The sequence below is a fragment of the Solwaraspora sp. WMMD1047 genome (genome assembly GCF_029626155.1).
In the GTDB taxonomy this organism is placed as follows: domain Bacteria; phylum Actinomycetota; class Actinomycetes; order Mycobacteriales; family Micromonosporaceae; genus WMMD1047.
Genome location: NZ_JARUBL010000001.1, coordinates 4,044,615 through 4,064,532, shown reverse-complemented (window position 1 = coordinate 4,064,532; position 19,918 = coordinate 4,044,615). Strand labels below are relative to the sequence as shown.

Here is a 19,918-nt window from a genome sequence, read left to right as displayed (position 1 = left end):
GGATCCACTGACATGGCGCCACCACACCCCGCCCCCGCCGAACCCGTGACGCGGACCGAACCGGGCTCCTTCCGGGACCCCGCCAACCGGGTCTTCTACGCCGGCGACGAGGTCTACCGCGGGCTCGGTCCACGTGCCGCCGAGGACTGGCTGGCACTGGCCGGCACCGACTTCTTCCCCCGGCTGGTCGCCGAGGGCAGGATCTGCGCCACCGAGGCGGTCGACCCGACCGAGCTGCCGGCCGGCGTCGGCGCGGACTGGAGCACCGTCCTGCGCCACGAACGGGTGCCGTTCGTCTCGTATCCGTACGAGTGGTCGTTCGCGATGCTGCGGGACGCCGCGCTGCTGCACCTGGACATCCTCCGGGAGGCCTTGGCGGCCGGCTTCACCACCAAGGACGGCTCGGCCTACAACGTGCAGTGGCGCGGGTCGGAGCCGTTGTTCATCGACATCGGCTCGTTCGAGGCGGCCCGCGACGGTGAGCCCTGGGCCGGCTACCGGCAGTTCTGCCAGACGATGCTCTACCCCCTGATGCTCCAGGCGCATCTCGGCCTGGACTTCCAGCCCTGGCTGCGGTCCCGGGTCGACGGGGTGGAGGCCGGGCAGATGCGCCGGATGTTCGGCGGCACCCGCCGGTTCCGGGCCGGCGTGCTCAAGCACGTCCACCTGCACGACGCGATGCAGAACCGCAACGCCGCGAACAGCACCGACGCGGTACGCGGCCAGCTGCGAGACGCCGGCTTCTCACGTGAGCTGGTGCTGGCCACCGTCCGCGCCGTGCGCAAGCTGGTCGACCGGCTCGACTGGCAACCGCCGGCCAGCCACTGGGCGGACTACCAGGAGACCTGCACCTACTCCGACGCCGACCGGGCGCACAAGCAACGGTTCGTCGACGAGGTGCTCGCCGAGGCCGGCGGCCCCGACCTGGTGCTGGACCTCGGCGCCAACGACGGAACGTACGCCAGCATCGCCGCCCGGCACGCCGGGTACGTGCTGGCGCTGGAGAGCGACCCGGCAGTGGTCGACCGGCTCTACCAGCGGCTGCGCGCCGACGGCGAGCGCCGGATCCTGCCGCTGGTGATGGACCTCGCGGACCCGTCGCCCGGCGGCGGCTGGCGGGGCGTCGAACGGGCCTCGCTGACCAGCCGCGGGCAGGCCGACGCGGTGCTCGCGCTGGCCGTGATCCACCACCTCGCGATCGGACGCAACGTGCCGCTGGCCGAGGTCGTCGACTGGCTGGTCAGCTTCCTCGCCGCGGCCGGACCGCGCGGCCGGCTGGTGGTCGAGTTCGTGCACCCGGAGGATCCGATGGCCCGCCGGCTGCTGGCCAACAAGCCCGCCGGGCTCTTCCCGGACTACCGGCGGGACGAGTTCGAACGGCTGCTCGCCGCCCGGTGCACGATCGCCCGGCGGGAGGAGCTGCCGTCGGGCACCCGGACCCTCTACGTCGGGATACCGGATGACTGAACCACCACGCCCGTCGGACCCGGCCGGTCCGACGGGCGCCGGTGGGGGTGACCACGGTGCGGGCGGCCGCCGACGGGCCGAGCTGCGGGCGCTGCTGGAGATCCTGGCGCTCTGCGGCCTGGTCATCACCCAGCCGCTGCTCGACGTCACCGGCCGGAGCCCCGACTTCTTCCTGTTCCACGGCGCCGGGTCGGCCGACGTGCTGGTGCTGGTGGCGCTCTTCGCGCTGCTGCCCCCGGTGCTGCTCTGGGCGGCCGGCGCGTTGACCGGGCTGGCCGGCCCGGCGGTCCGGGCCTGGGTCCAGGTCGGCACCGTCGGCGGGCTCACCGCCGCGCTCGCCGTCCAGGTCGGCAAGCACCTGCTCCCGGTACGCGGGGTGCCGCTGCTCCTGCTGGCCCTGGCCGTCGGGGTGGCCGGCGGGTACGCCTACCGGCGCTGGCGGGTACCCGGGCAGGTGCTGCGGGTGGCCTCCATCGGGACGCCGGTCTTCGTGCTGCTCTTCGTCTTCGCCTCCCCCTCGTCGGCCGTCGTGCTGCCCGGTCAGAAACCCGGCGCCGCCGCCGACGCCGGCCCGGACGCCGCGCATCCGCCCGTGGTGATGCTGGTCCTCGACGAGTTCCCGCTAGTCTCCCTCCTGGACTCCAGCGGCGCGATCGACGCCACGCGCTACCCCAACATCGCCCGGCTGGCCGGCGAGTCGACCTGGTACCGCAACTCCACCGCGGTCAGCGGCTGGACCCCGTACGCCCTGCCGGCCATGCTGACCGGCCGGTATCCGAGCCGGGAGCAGGCCCCGCACTACTCGCAGTATCCGGAGAACCTCTTCACCGCCTTCGGCGCCGACTACGACGTGCGGGTCCGGGAGACCATCAGCCAGCTCTGCCCGCCCAGCGTCTGCCCGGAGGACCGGCGGGAGACCACCCGCGGCGGCCTGCCGGTGCTGCTGCGGGAGAGCGCCACGCTGCTGTGGGAGATCGTCTCGCCGTACGACAGCGACCGGGACCCGGAGACCGCCTATCGGGAGGAGACCCGGCGGGAGGCCGGCTCGCCGACCGGCGGGCGGCTCACGCCCACGCCGACCCCGGCGCCGGACCCGACCGACCCGACGTTCCGGTGGGACCGGCTCGACGAGAACCAGCCGGCCCGGTTCACCGACTTCCTGGCCGAGCTGCGCCCCGCCGACCGGCCCGCCCTGCACTTCCTGCACCTGCTGATGCCGCACTCGCCGTGGAACTACCTGCCCTCGGGCGTCCGGTACGAATCCGGGCCGGGGATGCGCAACGACGGTGACTGGTGGGTGTCGCTGGCCCACCAGCGGCACCTGGCGCAGGTCGCGTACACCGACCGGCTGGTCGGCGAGACGCTGCGGACGCTGGAGGAGACCGGACTCTACGACGACGCGGTGGTGGTGCTCACCTCCGACCACGGGGTCAGCTTCACCCCGGGCGTGCAGGGCCGCAGCCTGAACGCGGTCCGGCAGTCGCCGGCCGAGGTGCTCTGGGTGCCGACCTTCATCAAGCGGCCGGGCCAGCGCACCGCGGCGGTGGACGACCGCAACTGGGAACACGTCGACCTGCTGCCGACCGTCGCCGAGCTGGCCGGCGTACCCGTGTCGTGGCGGACCGACGGCGTCTCCGGCCTGGCGGCGCCCCGCGACCGCGCCGAGAAGTACTTCCACGACCAGCCGGGGGACCGGCTGGAGATCCCCGGTCCGGCCACCTTCGCCGAAGTGACCAGCGGGGTGGGTGGTCCGACGCTGCCCGACCCGCCGCTGCCCGAGCTGGTCGGGCGGGCGGTGGCCGACCTGCCGGTGGCGCAGGGCGGGGACGGGGGCGCGGTGACGGTCACCAACCGGGCGGAGTTCGCGCGGATCGATCCGGACAGCGGCCGGCTGCCGGCCCTGGTCTACGGCACGGTGGCCGAGCAGGTTCCGGACGGCACGCTGCTCGCCGTCGCGGTCAACGGCCGGATCGGCGCCGTCGCCCCGGTGGTCCCACCGGATCCGGAGGGGCGGCGGTTCGCCGCCCTGCTGCCGGACGAGTCGCTGTTCAGCCCCGGCGGCAACCAGCTGGAGATCTTCGCGGTGGCCGACGGCCCGGTGCTGACCCGGCTGGCCACCCCGCCCGGGTGACGGGACCACCTGACCGGCCGTACCCGCAGATTTTCGGTCCGTGCCGCCCGGCGGGCGGCACGACTCGTGGGTGACCGACTTTTCCCGCCCGCCCCACCCGTCATCGGGCGCCCCATCGGGCCGAGGTGACGCATCCCTCACAGCCGGACCACGCCGGGCGGCCCACGCACCATGCGATTACGGTAAAAGTGAAGGCAATTTCAACGACGACATGCCGCCGAAATGAGGACCTCACATGACGGATGTCAAACTCGAGCACCCCGACGGCCAGTTGTCGATGCCGGTACATCCCGCCGTGGAGGGGCCGTCCGGCGTCGGTGTCAGCAAGCTGCTGAAGGATACCGGATACGTCACCTACGATCCGGGCTTCGTCAACACCGCCGCCTGCTCCTCCGACATCACCTACATCGACGGTGATGCCGGCATCCTCCGCTACCGCGGCTACCCGATCGACCAGTTGGCGGAGAAGTCGTCGTTCCTGGAGGTCTCCTACCTGCTCATCTACGGTGAGTTGCCGAACGCCACCGAGCTGGCCACCTTCACCGAGCAGATCCGCCGGCACTCGCTGCTGCACGAGGAGATGCGCCGGTTCTTCGACGGATTCCCCCGCGAGGCGCACCCGATGGCGGTGCTCTCCTCCGCGGTGAGCGCGATCTCCACCTTCTACCAGGACAGCCTCGACCCGTTCGACGCCGAGCACGTGCAGATCTCCACGGTCCGGCTGATGGCCAAGGTGCCGACGATCGCCTCGTACGCGTACAAGAAGTCCATCGGACAGGCGATGCTCTACCCGGACAACTCCCTCAACTACGTGGAGAACTTCCTCCGCATGACGTTCGGGGTGCCGGCCGAGGAGTACGAGGTCGACCCGGTCGTCGCCCGGGTGCTGGACATGCTCTTCGTGCTGCACGCCGACCACGAGCAGAACTGCTCCACCTCGACGGTCCGGTTGGTCGGCTCCAGTCAGGCGAACCTCTTCGCGTCCATCTCGGCGGGCGTGAACGCCCTCTTCGGCCCGCTGCACGGCGGCGCCAACCAGGCCGTCCTGGAGATGCTGGAGCAGATCGACGCCGACGGCGGCGATGTCGCCGCGTTCGTCCGCAAGGTCAAGGCCAAGGAGCAGGGCGTCAAGCTGATGGGCTTCGGCCACCGGGTCTACAAGAACTACGACCCTCGCGCCGCGATCGTCAAGCAGGCCGCCCAGGACGTGCTCGGCCGGATGTCCAAGCCCGATCCGCTGCTGGACCTCGCCCTGCAGCTGGAGGAGATCGCGCTGGCCGACGACTTCTTCGTCTCGCGCAAGCTCTACCCGAACGTGGACTTCTACACCGGCCTGATCTACAAGGCGATGGGCTTCCCGACCAAGATGTTCACCGTGCTGTTCGCGCTCGGCCGGCTGCCCGGCTGGATCGCCCAGTGGCGGGAGATGATGTCCGACCCGGAGACCAAGATCGGCCGGCCCCGCCAGCTCTACACCGGCGCCCCCGAGCGCGCCTACGTCCCGGTCGACAACCGCTGACCGCACCCACCGCGACCGCCCCGGGGTGGTCGTCGGGCCGAGTCCACTCGGCCCGACGACCACCCCGGAGTCGTCGGTAGCGGGTCAGTAGGCGCCGGCGAGTGCCAGCAGGTTGCCCTCCGGGATCGGCGCGACACCCGGGTTGGCCATCCGGGCGGCCACCTGCTCCGCGGTGACGGTGGCGGAGAGCGCCACCGCCGTGTCGTAGCTGGCCGCCGTGCGGTGCGCGATGCTCGGCCAGCCGTACCGGTCCCGCACCATGCCCCGCGCCCGGCGGGCCAGCGTCCGGGTCCGCTCCTGGTCGACAAGCAGGTCGTGCACCGCCCCGGCCAGCGCGTCCGGGTCGCTGTGCGGGAAGGTCACCCCGGTGACGCCGGGTTCGACGATCTCGGCCAGGCCGCCGGTGGCGGCGACCGCGAGCGGGGCACCGGCGGCGGCGCCCTCCAGCGCGACCATCCCGAACGGCTCGTAGATGCTGGGCACCGCGAAGCAGTCCGAGGCCGCCATCATCGCGGGCAGCTCCACCCCACCCAGGAAGCCGGGCATGGCGACCGTGCCGCCCAGGCCGAGGCGGTCGACCTCGGCCTGCAACGCCGGCCGGTACGGACCGTCGCCGGCGATCACCGCCCGCAGCCCGGGGTGCGCCGCCCGCAGCCGGGGCAGCGCCGCGATCAGGTGCTGCACGCCCTTCTCGTACACCAGCCGGCCGGCGAAGGTCACCAGCGGTCCGTCCCCGGCGAACCGCCGCCGGGCGTCGGCCACCGCGGTCGCCGGGGCCTGCCACCGGTACGCCTCGACCCCGTTGGGGACCACGTCGACCCGGCGGGCCGGCACGTCGAACAGCCCGGTGACCTGTTGGCGCATGTATTCGGAGCAGACGATGAGGCGGGTGGATTCGTGGCTGAGCCAGTGTTCGACGGAGTGGATGGTCTTGTTGAGGTCGTCGGGGAGCCAGCCCTGGTGTCGGCCGGCTTCGGTGGCGTGGATGGTGGTGACCAGGGGGAGGTTGAGGTGTTCTTTGAGGGTGACGGCGGTGTGGGCGACGAGCCAGTCGTGGGCGTGGATGATGTCGTACCCGCCGCTGGTGTCGGCGGCGCGGAGGGCGGCGCGGGTGAGGGTGTGGTTGAAGGCCATGGTCCAGGCGAGCAGGGTGGGGGTGGCCAGGGCGAATCCGACGGGGTCTTCGGGGGCGCGGATGACGCGGACGCCGTCGGTGTATTCCTCCAGGGGGGCGCCGTCGGCGTGGCGGGTGATGACGGTGACGTCGTGGCCGGCGGTGGCGAGGCTGGTGGCGAGGGCGTGGACGTGTCGGCCGAGTCCGCCGACGAGGACCGGCGGGTACTCCCAGGAGAGCATCAGGATGCGGCGCGGCCGGTCCGGCGACGCGGACCCGGTCTGATCCGGTGCCGCGACCATCGATACGTGCGAACGGGAGGTGGGGGAGGGGCGGCACGGGGCGCTCGCGAGCTGCTCACCGACCCGTCGGGTCGTCACGATGCGGTCTCCATCTTCGGTCTAGGCGGGATCTTCGTTGCGGGGCGGATCGTTGTTGCGGGCGGGTCGCGTTGGCCCGGCTGCCGTCGGGCGCGGGGCAGCCGGAAGCCGGCCGCGGTGGCGGGCTTGGCGGTTCGGTGCGGGTGAGGTGGCCGATCGGCCGAGTGGACCCGTCCCGCCGCTTCGGTGCGGTGGACGGCTCCCCTACAAGAAATAGGGCACCGGGGACGCGACCGCACCTCCGGCGGGCCGAAGGTGACCGATGACACCTCGACTACCGACCGGGCCCTCTCCCCGGGACACTGGATTGCAGCGAATGCCGCCGGGGCAATACCGGCCAACGCCGGTCGCCGCTCCGGGCGACCGGCGTCGCGCCGTCCGGGCACGGGCGCCGCGTCGACCGGACGAGGGAGCGAGATGCAGGTCTGGCCGGGTGACCCCTACCCGTTGGGCGCCACCTACGACGGAATGGGTACCAACTTCGCGATCTTCTCCGAGGTCGCCGAGTCGGTGGAGCTGTGCCTCTTCGACGAGTGGGACATCGGCACCGAGCGGCGGGTGCCGCTGCGCGAGGTCGACGCCTACGTCTGGCACGCCTACCTGCCCGGGATCGAGCCCGGCCAGCGGTACGGCTTCCGGGTGCACGGCCGGTACGACCCGGCGAACGGGTTGCGCTGCAACCCGCACAAGCTGCTGCTCGACCCGTACGCGAAGGCGATCGACGGGGACGTCGAGTGGCATCCGGCGGTCTACGACTACGAGTTCGACGACCCGGACCGGATGTCGGAGACCGATTCCGCCCAGTACATGCCGAAGGCGGTCGTGGTCAACCCGTACTTCGACTGGGGCAACGACCGGCCGCCGCGGACCCCGTACCACCACTCGATGATCTACGAGGCGCACGTGCGGGGGTTGACCCGCCGGCACCCGGACGTGCCGGAGGAGCTGCGCGGCACGTACGCCGGCATCGCCCACCCCGCGGTGATCGAGCACCTGAAGCGGCTGGGGGTGACCGCGCTGGAGTTGATGCCGGTGCACCAGTTCGTCCACGACCACCGGCTGGCCGACCTCGGGCTGCGCAACTACTGGGGCTACAACACGATCGGCTTCTTCGCGCCGTACCACGGCTACTCCGCGATGGGCCGGCTCGGCCAGCAGACGCAGGAGTTCCGGGGCATGGTGAAGGCGCTGCACGCCGCCGGCATCGAGGTGATCCTCGACGTGGTCTACAACCACACCGCGGAGGGCAACCACCTCGGCCCGACGCTCGGCTTCAAGGGCATCGACAACCCCAGCTACTACCGGCTCGCCGAGGATGACCGGCGGCACTATGTCGACTACACCGGCACCGGCAACAGCCTCAACGTGCGCAGCCCCCACTCACTGCAACTGATCATGGATTCGCTGCGGTACTGGGTGCAGGAGATGCACGTCGACGGCTTCCGGTTCGACCTGGCGGCCACCCTGGCCCGGGAGTTCTACGAGGTGGACCGCCTCTCCACCTTCTTCGAGGTGGTGCAGCAGGACCCCGTTGTCAGCCAGGTCAAGCTGATCGCCGAGCCGTGGGACATCGGCCCCGGCGGCTACCAGGTCGGCAACTTCCCGCCGGTCTGGACCGAGTGGAACGGCAAGTACCGCGACACCGTGCGGGACTTCTGGCGGGGCGAACCGGCCACCCTCGCCGAGTTCGCCTCCCGGATCTCCGGCTCGGCCGACCTCTACCAGGACGACGGGCGCCGGCCGTTCCACAGCATCAACTTCGTCACCTGCCACGACGGGTTCACCCTGGCCGACCTGGTCGCCTACAACGACAAGCACAATAAGGCCAACGGCGAGGAGAACCGCGACGGCGAGAGCCACAACCGGTCCTGGAACTGCGGCGTGGAAGGACCCACCGAGGATCCGGACGTGCTCGCGCTGCGGGCCCGGCAGCGCCGCAACTTCCTGGCCACCCTGCTGCTGTCGCAGGGCGTGCCGATGCTCGGCCACGGCGACGAACTGGGGCGGACCCAGCAGGGCAACAACAACGCCTACTGCCAGGACAGCGAGCTGGCCTGGGTGGACTGGGAGAACGCCGACACCCACCTGCTGGATTTCGTCCGGTCCCTCACCGCGTTCCGGGCCCGGCACCAGGTCTTCCACCGCCGCCGGTTCTTCACCGGTCTGCCGGTGGCCACCCGGATCGCCGGCGCCCCGCTGCCCGACCTGGCCTGGTTCACCCCCGACGGCCGGGAGATGACCGCGGAGGACTGGAACAACGACTTCGGCCGGGCGGTGCTGCTCTTCGTCAACGGCGAGGGCATCCGGGAACGCGGCCAGTACGGCCAGCGGCACGTCGACGACTCGTTCCTGCTCTGCTTCAACGCCCACGACGCCCCGCTCGACTTCATCCTGCCGGGCGACGACTACGGCCAGAAGTGGCAGCCGGTGATCAGCACCGCGGAACCTGCCTCCGACAGCCAGGAGCTGGTCGAGCCCGGCGGCCGGGTGCGGGTCACGGACCGCTCCCTGCTGGTCCTCGAACGGCGGCCCTGAGATGGCGCGGCCGGTCAGCGCCAGCTACCGGATCCAGGTCCGCCCCGACTTCGACCTGGACCGCACCGCCGAGGTCGCCGGCTACCTGGCCGACCTGGGGGTGAGCCACCTCTACAGCGCCCCGCTGCTGGCCGCCACGCCGGGGTCCGCGCACGGCTACGACGTCGTCGACCACCGGGCGGTGAACCCGGAGCTGGGGGGCGAACCGGCCCGCCGCCGGTTGGTCGCCGCGCTGCGGGCGGCCGGCCTCGGCCTGGTCATCGACATCGTCCCCAACCACGCCGGGGTCGCCGTACCGGCGGCCAACCCGGCCTGGTGGGACCTGTTGCGCCGGGGACAGGACTCGGCGTACGCCACCTGGTTCGACATCGACTGGTCGCGGGGGCGGCTGGTGCTGCCGGTGCTCGCCGACACCCCGGACGCGCTGGCTGACCTGCGGGTCGTCGACGGCGAGCTGCGCTACCACGAGCACCGCTTCCCGCTCGCCGACGGCACCGCCGGGCCCGGGGACGACCCGGCGGCGGTGCACGACCGGCAGCACTACCGGCTGGTCTCCTGGCGGTGCGACGACCAGCTCAACTACCGGCGGTTCTTCGCGGTGTCCGGGCTGGCCGGGCTGCGGGTCGAGGAGCCGGCGGTCTTCGAGGCCACGCACGCCGAACCGTTGCGCTGGTTCGCCGCCGGCGAGGTCGACGGCATCCGGGTGGACCACCCGGACGGGCTGCGTGACCCGGCCGGCTACCTGGCCCGGCTGCGGGCCGCCGCGCCGGCCGCCTGGCTGCTGGTGGAGAAGATCCTGGAGTACGGCGAGGAGCTGCCCGACTGGCCGGTCGACGGCACCACCGGGTACGACGCCCTGGCGCAGGTCTGCGGGGTCTTCGTCGACCCGGCCGGCGAGCCCGAGCTGACCGCGTTCGACACCCGGTTCACCGGCCGGGCCACCTCCTGGCCGGAGCTGACCCACGCCACCAAGCTGGCGGCCGCGACCCGGCTGCTCGCCGCCGAGCTGGCCCGGCTGACCCGGCTGGCGCCCGAGATCACCGGCGCCGCCGAGGCGCTGGCCGAGCTGGCGGCCAACTTCCCCGTCTACCGCGGCTACCCGCCGCACGGTGCCCGGCAGCTGGCCGCGGCCCGCTCGGAGGCCGGCCGCCGCCGGCCGGACCTGGCCGGGGCGTTGGACGCCCTCGCCGCCCGGCTGCGTGACCCGGCCGACGAGTTGGCGGCCCGGTTCCCCCAGTACACCGGCGCGGTGATGGCCAAGGGGGTGGAGGACACCGCCTACTACCGGTGGAGCCGGTTCATCGCCGGCAACGAGGTGGGCGGCTCGCCGGCCCACTTCGGGGTGGCGCCGGCCGAGTTCCACCGGGCGGCGGCCCGGCGGGCGCAGCGCTGGCCGTCGGGGATGACCACCCTCTCCACCCATGACACCAAGCGCGGCGAGGATGTCCGGGCCCGGCTGGCGGTGCTGGCCGAACTGCCCGACCGGTGGACCGCCGCGGTGCGGGGGTGGGCGGAGCAGGCGCCGCTGCCCGACCCGGCGCTGGCGCACCTGATCTGGCAGACCGTCGTCGGGGCCTGGCCGATCAGCCGGGAGCGGCTGCACGCGTACGTCGAGAAGGCGGCCCGGGAGGCGGGCGTCTCGACGAGCTGGACCGAGCCGGACGTCGACTTCGAACGCGCCATGCACGCGATGGTGGACCGGATCTACGACGAGCCGACGCTGCACGAGTCGGTGGCCGCCTTCGCGGCCGGGATCACTGCGCCCGGCTGGACCAACTCGCTGGGCCAGAAGCTGGTGCAGCTCGCGATGCCCGGGGTGCCGGACGTCTACCAGGGCACCGAGCTGTGGGAGGACTCGCTCGTCGACCCGGACAACCGGCGCCCGGTCGATTTCGCCGTCCGCCGGGAGCTGCTGGACCGGATCGACGGTGGCTGGTTGCCGCCGGTCGACGCGACCGGCGCGGCGAAGCTGCTCGTGGTCTCCCGGACGCTGCGGCTGCGCCGGGACCGGCCGGAACTCTTCACCGGCTACCGGCCGCTGCCGGTCCGTGGGCCGGCCGCCGACCACCTGCTCGCCTTCGACCGGGGCGGCGCGGTCGCGGTGGCCACCCGGCTGCCGGTCGGCCTGGCCCGGCGCGGCGGCTGGGCCGGCACCACCCTGCGGCTGCCCGACCCGGCCGGAGCCGTACCGACCGGGTCGGGGCCGACCGGTACGGGGCCGGCCGGGGCCCGTTCACCCGCCGGTCACGCGGCGGCGTCCGGGTCCGGAGCCGTTCGCCGCGACGTGTTCACCGGGCGGGTCTACAGTGGCGATGAGATCGCGGTGGCCGACCTGCTCGACCGCTATCCGGTCGCGCTGCTCGCCCCCGCCGACCCGCTGGTGGTGCCATGATCGACTCTGCTGGGCAACCGCCCGCCGGCGGTGGGTTCGCCGTCTGGGCGCCCGCCGCCCGCCGGGTCCGGCTACGGGTGCCCGGCTCGCCCGACCGCGAGCTGCCGGCGGCCGACGGCGGCTGGTGGCGGCTACCGGCCGCGGACGCGCCGGCCGGCACCGACTACGGGTTCCTGCTCGACGACTCCGACCAGCCGCTGCCCGATCCGCGTTCGCGGTGGCAGCCGCACGGCGTACACGGCCTCAGCCGGCGCTACGACCACGCCGCCTTCGAGTGGACCGACCAGGGCTGGACCGGACGGCAGCTGGCCGGCAGCGTCCTCTACGAGCTGCACGTGGGGACGTTCACCCCGGCGGGCACCTTCGACGGGGTGATCGACCGCCTCGACCATCTGGTCGCGCTCGGCGTCGACCTGATCGAGCTGCTCCCGGTCAACGCCTTCAACGGTGAGCACAACTGGGGCTACGACGGGGTCTGCTGGTACGCCCCGCACGAGCCCTACGGCGGGCCGGACGGTTTGAAGCGCCTCGTCGACGCCGCGCACGCGCGCGGGCTGGGGGTGATCCTCGACGTCGTCTACAACCATTTCGGGCCCTCCGGGGCCTACGCGCCGCTGTTCGGGCCGTACCTGTCCGAGCGCGCCAACCCCTGGGGAAGCGGGATCAACCTCGACGGCCCGCACTCCGACGAGGTACGCCGCTACATCATCGACAGCGTGCTGATGTGGCTGCGCGACTACCACGTCGACGGGCTGCGGCTGGATGCCGTGCACGCGCTCGCCGACAGCCGGGCGACGCCGCTGCTGGAGGAGCTGGCCGCCGAGGTGGAGACCCTCTCCACCCACCTCGGCCGGCCGCTGTCCCTGATCGCCGAGTCCGACCTCAACGATCCCCGGCTGGTGACACCGCGGGAGGCGGGCGGGTTCGGCCTGCACGCGCAGTGGAACGACGACGCCCACCATGCGCTGCACACGTTGCTCACCGGCGAGCGGCAGGGCTACTACGCCGACTTCGGCAGCCTGCAGTGCCTGGCCGAGGTGCTCACCGGCGGCTTCTTCCACGCCGGAACCTGGTCCAGCTTCCGGGGCCGCCAGCACGGCCGCCGGATCGACCGGGACCGGCTGCCGGCCCACCGGCTGGTCGCGTACCTGCAGAACCACGACCAGATCGGCAACCGCGCCACCGGCGACCGGATCTCCGCCACCCTGTCGCCCGGGCTGCTGCGGGTCGGCGCGACCCTGCTGCTGACCGCGCCCTTCACCCCGATGCTGTTCATGGGGGAGGAGTGGGGGGCCAGCACCCCGTGGCAGTTCTTCACCAGCCACCCCGAGCCGGAGCTGGCCGCGGCGGTGGCCAGCGGGCGGCGGCGGGAGTTCGCCGCGCACGGCTGGCCGGCCGGCGACGTGCCCGACCCGCAGGACCCGGCCACCGTGCAGCGGTCCCGGTTGGACTGGGCCGAGCTGGACCGGCCGGCGCACCGGGAGCTGCTCGACTTCTACCGCCGCCTGATCGCGTTGCGCAAGAGCCGCGCCGACCTCTCCGATCCCCGGCTGGACCGGGTCGATGTCCGCTGCGGTGACCAGTTCATCGTGATCCGGCGGGGTCGGTGCGTGGTCGCCGCCAATCTGGCCGGCCGGGCGCGGCGGATCAACCTGCCGGAGGTGGTCCGGTCGGTGCTGCTGGCCACCGGTCCCGGGGTGACGGCGATGCGGGACGTGGTGGAGCTACCGGCCGAGTCGGCGGTGGTGGTGGCGACCTGAGTCGGCGGTCCGGGCGCGCGTGACGCGCCGGTCAGCCGTCCGCCGGCCACTCGTGCACCGGGTCGTTGCTGTGCATCAGCGGGAGGTAGCGACGCAGCGTCTCGCGCAGCGCTTCGGGCCGGTCGAGGTGGTCGCCCTCCTCCAGCCGTCGCAGCGTGCCGAGCTGCCAGGTCGCCCCGTTGCGGCCGGTCAGGCAGCGGCCCTCGATGACGCCGAGCAGCCGGTCCCGTTCCGCGGCCGCCACCTGCCAGCGGTCCAGCCCGTCGGCGGCCATCGGCAGCAGCCGGCGCAGCACCAGTTCGGCCACCGGTAGGTAGCCCAGGCCGGGCCAGAACACCTGGGCGTCGATGCCGTTGCGGGCGCAGGTGTGGAAGTTCTCCTCGGCCGCGCTGAACGACATCTGCGACCACAGCGGCCGGTCCGACTCGGCCAGTTGGCGGACCAGGCCGAAGTAGAAGGCGCCGTTGGCGATGGCGTCGAGCACGGTCGGGCCGGCCGGCAGGACCCGGTTCTCCACCCGCAGGTGTGGCCGGCCGCGCACCACGTCGTAGACCGGCCGGTTCCAGCGATAGACCGTGCCGTTGTGCAGCCGGAGTTCGGACAGCGCCGGCACCCCGCCGGCCGCCAGCGTCGCCGCCGGGTCCTCGTCGTCGCAGACCGGCAGCAGCGCGGGGAAGAACCGCACATTCTCCTCGAAGAGGTCGAAGACCGAGGTGATCCAGCGTTCGCCGAACCACACCCGCGGCCGGACCCCCTGCGCCTTCATCTCCGCCGGCCGGGTGTCGGTGGCCTGCTGGAAGAGCGGGACCCTGGTTTCGTGCCAGAGCTTCCGCCCGAACAGGAAGGGCGAGTTCGCGCCCAACGCCACCTGTATCCCGGCGATGGCCTGGGCCGCGTTCCAGTAGGCGGCGAACTGTGCCGGTGCGGTCTGCAGGTGGAACTGGGTGCTGGTGCAGGCCGCCTCCGGGGTGATGGTGTCGGCGGTGGCCACCAGCCGTTCCGCGGCGTTGATCCGGATCTCCAGGTCCTCGCCCCGGGCGGCGAAGATCTGTTCGTTGAGCAGCCGGTAGCGGGCGTTCGCCGAGATGGCGTCGGCGGTGAGATGGCCGGCGGCCAGCGTCGGCAGGATACCGATCATCACCAGGTGGGTCCCGATCGTCCCGGCCCGTCCGTCCGCCGAGTTCAGGCTGGCCCGTACCTCGTTCTCGAAGTCGGCCAGGCCGGTGCCGGCGAGCCGGCGGGGCGGCACGTTGATCTCCAGATTGAACTGCCCCAGCTCGGTCTGGAACTTCGGGTCCGCGATCACCGCCAGCACGTCCGCGTTGCGCATCGCCGGGGCCGACCGGTCGTCGACGAGATTCAGTTCGATCTCCAACCCGGTCAGCGGCCGGTCCGTCTCGAACCGCTCCTCCCGCAGCAGTTCGGCGAGGACGTCCAGGCAGCGCCGGACCTTCTCCCGGTACCGGGACCGGTCCTGCCGGGTGAAGGTGCGGGGTGCGACCTCCTCGCCCATCCGGCGTCCTTCCGTCGCTCGGCGCCGTCGGGGCCGCGGGAGGCGGGTCCGGCGGCCCATCACCGGGGATTACCCGCCGGGTGGCCAGGTCATCCCTGCCCGGGGCAGATCGCCGGAGAATCGGTGCGACGTCCGGTGGCCGCGCGTGCGGATCGTGGCCGGCTGCCGGCCCCGGTGGCCGGTCAACCCCGGGTGACCAGCCAGAGGGCGACCGCGCCGATCAGCAGCAGACCGATCACGGCCTGGAACAGCAGGGCCGGGCCGAGGTGGGACCAGACCGTCGGGGTCCGCGGGGTGAGGAGCTGACCGGTGGTGATGTTGACGATCCGCTCGACCCGGGGCGCCAGTTCGCGGTCGCGCTGCGGGCGGACGGTTACCTGGATGTGGTCGGCCGGTTCCAGCGCGCTCTGCGGCAGGTGGCCGTGCACCTCCATCTCGCAGAGCACGCCGTCGTCGGCCCGCAGCCGCAGCGGCGTGACCAGGAACTCCGGACCCTTGCGGAGGTCCTTCCACCGGCGGCGGGCCCCGCTGCCGGCGCCGGCCCGCAGCACCGACGCGACCAGCAGCAGGAGCACCTTGGCGACGCCGGCCGTGGTCAGCACGGCGACCAGCAGCGGCTGCTGGATTTTGATCTCCCTCGGGTAGCCCTCGAGCAGGCGGACGAACCGGCCGGTGATCACCGGGCCGGGCCGGTGCGCGGGCCGTTCGGGGAAGAGTTCCCGGTCCATCAATCACCACCGATTGTCCTTACCCGTTCACGCATTGTATCGATTTGCTCCGATGAGGCCCAGTGAGTGAATCGATTCACGCGCGGTGCCGGAGCCGGACGTGACAAACCGGCCGGCCTGGGTAACCGCTCGGCGAGCCGGAGAGGGGTCGATCATGGAGCTGTCCTTCCTGCGACCGATGTACGAGCGTCCGGGCCCGTGGGTCTCGGTCTACCTGGACGCCTCCCGCGACACCGAGGACGCCCGACCCGCCCTCGACCTGCGGTGGCGGGCGCTGCGCGACGAACTTCTCGACCAGCGGGCCGCGCCGGCCGCGGTGGCGGCACTCGACGACGTGATCCGGGGACACGACCCGATGCCCGGCGACTACGGCCTCGCCGCCTTCGCCAGCGATGACCGGATCACCCTGACCGAGTACCTCGACGCCCCACCGGCGCGGGATCTGGCCAGTCACGGACCGCTGGCCCACGCCATGCCGCTGGTGGCCCAGCGCGGTGAGCAGATCCCATGGGTACGGGTGCTGGCCGACCGGACCGGCGCCGACGTGGACGCGGTCAGCGCGGGCGGCGTCGCCCGGCGGGCCCGGGTCACCGGCAGCGACCAGTACCCGATCCGCCGGGTCAAACCGGGTGCCTGGTCGCAGGCGAACTACCAACGCGAGGCGATGACGGCGTGGCAGCGCAACGCCGGCGACGCAGCGGCCGCGACGGCCGAGCTGGCCGACCGGATCGGCGCCGAGGTCGTGGTGGTGGCCGGGGATCCGCAGGCCAGGTCGATGCTGGCCGCGGCGTTGCCGGCCCGCTGGCAGAGCCGGATCGTGCAGACCGAGGCCGGCTCGCGGGCCGACGGCGCCGACCCCCGTGCCCTGGACGACGTGACGGCCCAGGCGGTGGCCGAGGTGGCCGAGGCGCACGCCAACGCCGCGCTGGACCGGTTCGGCAGCCAGGAACGCATCGGCGAGGGACTGGCCGCGGTGGTCGCGGCCCTGCAACGCGGCCAGGTGGAGACGATGCTGATCGTCGACGACCCGTCCTCGACCGACCGGCTCTGGATCGGTCCCGAACCGACCGAGATCGCGGTCGCCCCGGACGAACTGGCCGCCATGGCGGTGACCGAACCCCAACGGGTCCGGGCCGACGCGGCTCTGCTGCGCGCCCTGGTCGGCACCGACGCCGGGCTCACCGTACTCGGGCCGGACGAGGCACCGGAGCTGACCGACGGCGTCGGCGCGGTGCTGCGGTACGCCGACGCCGGCACCCCGGGCCGGGACAGTGCCTGACCCGGGCCGGTACGGCCGGGTCCGGCTCGGCGCCGACCTGGTGGTCGAGCGACTGCGCGCCTGGCGGGTACCGCGGCTCTTCGGCCAGCCCGACGAGGCCGTCGCCCCGATCGTCGAGGCGCTGCGGCACGGTGGCGGCGATCCCGCCTTCGTGGCGGTCCGCCACCAGGAGACGGCCGCGTTCATGGCGACCGGGCACGCCAAGTACACCGGCGGTGTCGGGGTCTGTCTCGCCGCCCGCGGGCCGGCCGCGGTGCAGCTGCTCAACGGTCTCTACGACGCGAAGCTGGACGGCCAGCCGGTGGTCGCCATCGTCGGCGAGCCGGCCGGCGGGCCACCCGGCGAGCCGCACCGGGACATCGAACCGGCCCGGCTCTTCGGCGACGTCTGCGCCCCGTTCGTCCGCGCGGCCACCGACGTCGACCAGCTCCGGCTCCTGCTCGACCAGGCGTTGCGGACCGCCCAGGCGGTCCGCGGCCCGACCTGCGTGCTGATCCCCACCGACGTGCAACTGGCCCTGGTGCCGGATCGGGCGCCGTACCTGGAACCGGCCGTGGCCGCGCCGGCGCTGCCGCCGACCGGGATCGCCCCGCACGAGGCGGATCTGGGCGCCGCGGCCCAGCTGCTCGCCGCCGGGCGGCGGGTGGCGGTGCTGGTCGGGCAGGGCGCGGCCGGGGCGGCGCCGGAGATCGTCGCGCTGGCGGATCGGCTCGGCGCCGGGGTGGCCAGCTCGCTGCCGGGAAAGCCGGTGCTCGACGAGCGGTTGCCGTTCCACACCGGGGTGCTCGGACACGTCGGAGGCGCCGCCAGCGCCGAGTTGATGGGCGGCTGCGACACCCTGCTGCTGATCGGCACCAACGATCCGTGGACCGAGTACTACCCGGCGCCGGGCCAGGCGAAGGCGGTCCAGATCGACCTGGACGGCCGGCGGCTGGCGACCCGCTACCCGATCGACGTGCCGCTGATCGGGGATGCCGCGCAGACCCTGCGGGCGCTGCTCGACCGGCTGCCCCACCGGCACAACCGGCAGTGGCGGGACCGGGTCGAGCGTTCGGTGGACCGGTACCGGGCGGAGCTCGGCGCCCGGGCCCGCCGCCCGGCGCACCCGGTGAACCCGCAGCGGGTGGTGCAGGAGCTCTCCCCCCGACTGCCGCGGACCTGCGCGTTGGCGGTGGATGTCGGTTCGGTCACCTACTGGTACGCCCGGCACCTGCTGCTGCCCGCCGGTGTCCCGGCCGCACTCTGCGCCGGTCTGGCCGCGACCGGCTGCGCCGTCCCGTACGCCCTGGCGGCGAAGCTGGCCGAACCGGGCCGGCCGGTCATCGCCCTCACCGGCGACGGTGCGATGCAGATGACCGGTCTCGCGGAACTCGTCACCGTCGCCCGGCAGTGGCCGGACTGGCCCGATCCGCGGTTCGTGATCCTGGTGCTGAACAACCGGGACGCCAGCGGGCGCACCGGTGGCGGCCCGGCCGACGCCGCCCGCCTGCCCGACGTCCCGTACGCGGCCTGGGCCCGGATGCTGGGCCTGCACGGGATCCGGATCGACCGGCCGGAACTGGTCGGCGCGGCCTGGGACGAGGCGCTGGCGGCGAACCGGCCCACCCTCGTCGAGGCGGTGGTGGATCCGGCCGTTCCGCTCGAACCGCCGGCGGTGCCGCTGGCCGACCTACGGGAGCTCGCGGCCGTCCCGTCCGGCTAGTCCCCGGACCGGTCCCGATGTCCCTTCCGGGGGCCGGCAAAACGACCCGACGCCGTGCCGTGGCGTGGTTGAGTACCTACAGAGCGGTACCAACGCTTGTCGCGGCGGTACGCCAGCGCACGGTGTGACGCTGCGGCCCGTCGTCCGCTCGATCCCGAATCGACATGTTCGCTCCCGGCCCGGTCGCGGCCCTGCGTCGTGCCTGACCAGTTCGTGGTCCGGGCGGGGGACCTTCCTGAGGGAGGCGCGGATGTTCGGACAGACCACCACCGGTACGCCGCCGGCCACCGAGCGCGGACTGGAGGATCTCGACGCCGCCGCGGTCGCGTACGCGGCGCGGATCGCCGGCCTGCCACCGGATCGCCGCCAGGAGGCCCGCGACGACCTGGTGCGGTTCGCGCTGCCGTTCGCGGGTCGGCTGGCCCGCCGCTACCGGGGGCGCGGTGAGCCGCTGGAGGACCTGGAGCAGGTGGCCCGGCTCGGCCTGGTCAACGCCGTGGACCGGTACGACCCCGAACGCGGTTCGTTCACCGCGTACGCGGCGATCACGATCGTCGGTGAGATCAAGCGGCACTTCCGGGACCGGACCTGGGGGGTGCACGTGCCGCGCCGGCTGCGCGACCTGATCCTGGAGGTGGGTCAGGCGACCGCGGCGTTGACGAGCGAACTGTCCCGGTCGCCGACCGTGGCCGAACTGGCCGAACGGCTGGAGACGCCGGAGGAGGAGATCCTCGCCGCCCTGGAGTCGGCGGCCGGGTACAGCCCCGCCTCGCTGAACGCGCCGGTCGGTGGGGAGAGTTCGGCCGAGTTCGGCGACCTGGTCGGGGCCTCCGACAACGATCTGGAGTCGGTGGACGACCGGGTCACGGTCAGCGGTCTGCTCGGCCGGCTGCCGTGGCGGGAACGCCGGATCCTGGCCATGCGCTTCTACGGCAACCAGACCCAGGCGGAGATCGCCGCCCGGTTCGGCATCTCCCAGATGCACGTCTCGCGGCTGCTCTCCCGGGCGCTGACCTGGCTGCGGCAGGCGATGCTCGCCGACGCGCCGGCGCCCTGGCAGACCGGCGCGGCCGACGGCGATCCGCAGCGCGGCCCGCTCGCGGTGCGCCAGGCCGGCGACCGGCTGGTGGTCGAGCTGGCCGGCGAGATCGACCGGGACACCGCGGAGCAGCTGCGCCGGACGGTGGTCGAGGCCGCCAGCGCCGGTACGGCGGCGGCGGTGGAGGTCGATCTCGACGGGGTGGACTCGGTCGACATGGGAGGTGTCGCCGCGCTGCTCGCGGCGCGGGAGGCCGGCCGGCGTACCGGGATCGAGCTGGTGATCGCGGGGGCCGGGCCGCAGGTGCGGCAGTCGCTGGCCAGAGCGGGCCTGGCGGTCGCGGTGCCGGACTGAGACCG

12 protein-coding genes are annotated in these 19,918 nt (G+C 73.2%); 9 read left to right on the top strand and 3 right to left on the bottom strand.

Features of this window, described 5'->3' with window-relative positions; genetic code table 11:
• Positions 1–12: 12 nt before the first annotated feature.
• The 3 genes from O7627_RS18465 to O7627_RS18455 all read left to right on the top strand — a co-directional run bounded on the left by O7627_RS18465 (position 13) and on the right by O7627_RS18455 (position 5,117).
• The gene (locus O7627_RS18465; RefSeq protein WP_278094769.1) at positions 13–1,467 is read left to right on the top strand and encodes a class I SAM-dependent methyltransferase; all 1,455 of its coding nucleotides are present in this window, start codon (positions 13–15) and stop codon (positions 1,465–1,467) included.
• The gene (locus tag O7627_RS18460) at positions 1,460–3,598 is read left to right on the top strand and encodes a sulfatase-like hydrolase/transferase (protein WP_278094768.1); all 2,139 of its coding nucleotides are present in this window, start codon (positions 1,460–1,462) and stop codon (positions 3,596–3,598) included. Before O7627_RS18465 ends, O7627_RS18460 begins: the two co-directional genes overlap by 8 nt.
• Positions 3,599–3,833: 235 nt before the next feature.
• Positions 3,834–5,117, top strand: coding sequence for a citrate synthase (locus O7627_RS18455; RefSeq protein ID WP_278094767.1), 1,284 nt, complete (start codon positions 3,834–3,836; stop codon positions 5,115–5,117).
• Between the two features lie 84 nt (positions 5,118–5,201).
• Here O7627_RS18455 and O7627_RS18450 read toward each other — a convergent pair whose 3' ends face one another.
• On the bottom strand, positions 5,202–6,611 hold the full coding sequence (locus tag O7627_RS18450) for a glycosyltransferase family 4 protein (RefSeq protein ID WP_278094766.1): 1,410 nt from the start codon (positions 6,609–6,611) through the stop codon (positions 5,202–5,204).
• 417 nt (positions 6,612–7,028) lie between these two features.
• On the opposite strand from O7627_RS18450, the gene glgX reads away from it, so the two are divergent.
• From glgX to treZ, 3 genes are read left to right on the top strand one after another with little or no spacing between them, the layout of a single operon-like run.
• Positions 7,029–9,146 (top strand): glycogen debranching protein GlgX, encoded by a 2,118-nt coding sequence (gene glgX / locus O7627_RS18445; RefSeq protein ID WP_278094765.1) that lies wholly within the window; start codon positions 7,029–7,031, stop codon positions 9,144–9,146.
• Between the two features lies 1 nt (position 9,147).
• Entirely contained in the window at positions 9,148–11,538 is a 2,391-nt protein-coding gene (gene treY, locus O7627_RS18440) for a malto-oligosyltrehalose synthase (RefSeq protein ID WP_278094764.1), read from the top strand.
• Positions 11,535–13,298 (top strand): malto-oligosyltrehalose trehalohydrolase, encoded by a 1,764-nt coding sequence (gene treZ, locus O7627_RS18435; RefSeq protein ID WP_278094763.1) that lies wholly within the window; start codon positions 11,535–11,537, stop codon positions 13,296–13,298. The genes treY and treZ overlap by 4 nt, the downstream gene beginning before the upstream one ends.
• 31 nt (positions 13,299–13,329) lie before the next feature.
• Here the strand turns inward: treZ and O7627_RS18430 are convergent, their stop codons facing one another.
• Both O7627_RS18430 and O7627_RS18425 read right to left on the bottom strand, forming a co-directional pair.
• The gene (locus O7627_RS18430) at positions 13,330–14,811 is read right to left on the bottom strand and encodes a glutamate--cysteine ligase (protein ID WP_278094762.1); all 1,482 of its coding nucleotides are present in this window, start codon (positions 14,809–14,811) and stop codon (positions 13,330–13,332) included.
• A gap of 182 nt (positions 14,812–14,993) precedes the next feature.
• Positions 14,994–15,539, bottom strand: coding sequence for a hypothetical protein (locus O7627_RS18425; protein WP_278094761.1), 546 nt, complete (start codon positions 15,537–15,539; stop codon positions 14,994–14,996).
• 154 nt (positions 15,540–15,693) lie between these two features.
• Here O7627_RS18425 and O7627_RS18420 point away from each other — a divergent pair, with 154 nt between their 5' ends.
• The 3 genes from O7627_RS18420 (at position 15,694) to O7627_RS18410 (ending at position 19,913) form a co-directional block, all read left to right on the top strand.
• Positions 15,694–16,818, top strand: coding sequence for a Vms1/Ankzf1 family peptidyl-tRNA hydrolase (locus O7627_RS18420; RefSeq protein ID WP_278094760.1), 1,125 nt, complete (start codon positions 15,694–15,696; stop codon positions 16,816–16,818).
• On the top strand, positions 16,811–18,520 hold the full coding sequence (locus O7627_RS18415) for a thiamine pyrophosphate-binding protein (protein WP_278094759.1): 1,710 nt from the start codon (positions 16,811–16,813) through the stop codon (positions 18,518–18,520). Before O7627_RS18420 ends, O7627_RS18415 begins: the two co-directional genes overlap by 8 nt.
• 250 nt (positions 18,521–18,770) lie before the next feature.
• Positions 18,771–19,913 (top strand): SigB/SigF/SigG family RNA polymerase sigma factor, encoded by a 1,143-nt coding sequence (locus tag O7627_RS18410; protein WP_278094758.1) that lies wholly within the window; start codon positions 18,771–18,773, stop codon positions 19,911–19,913.
• Positions 19,914–19,918: the final 5 nt, after the last annotated feature.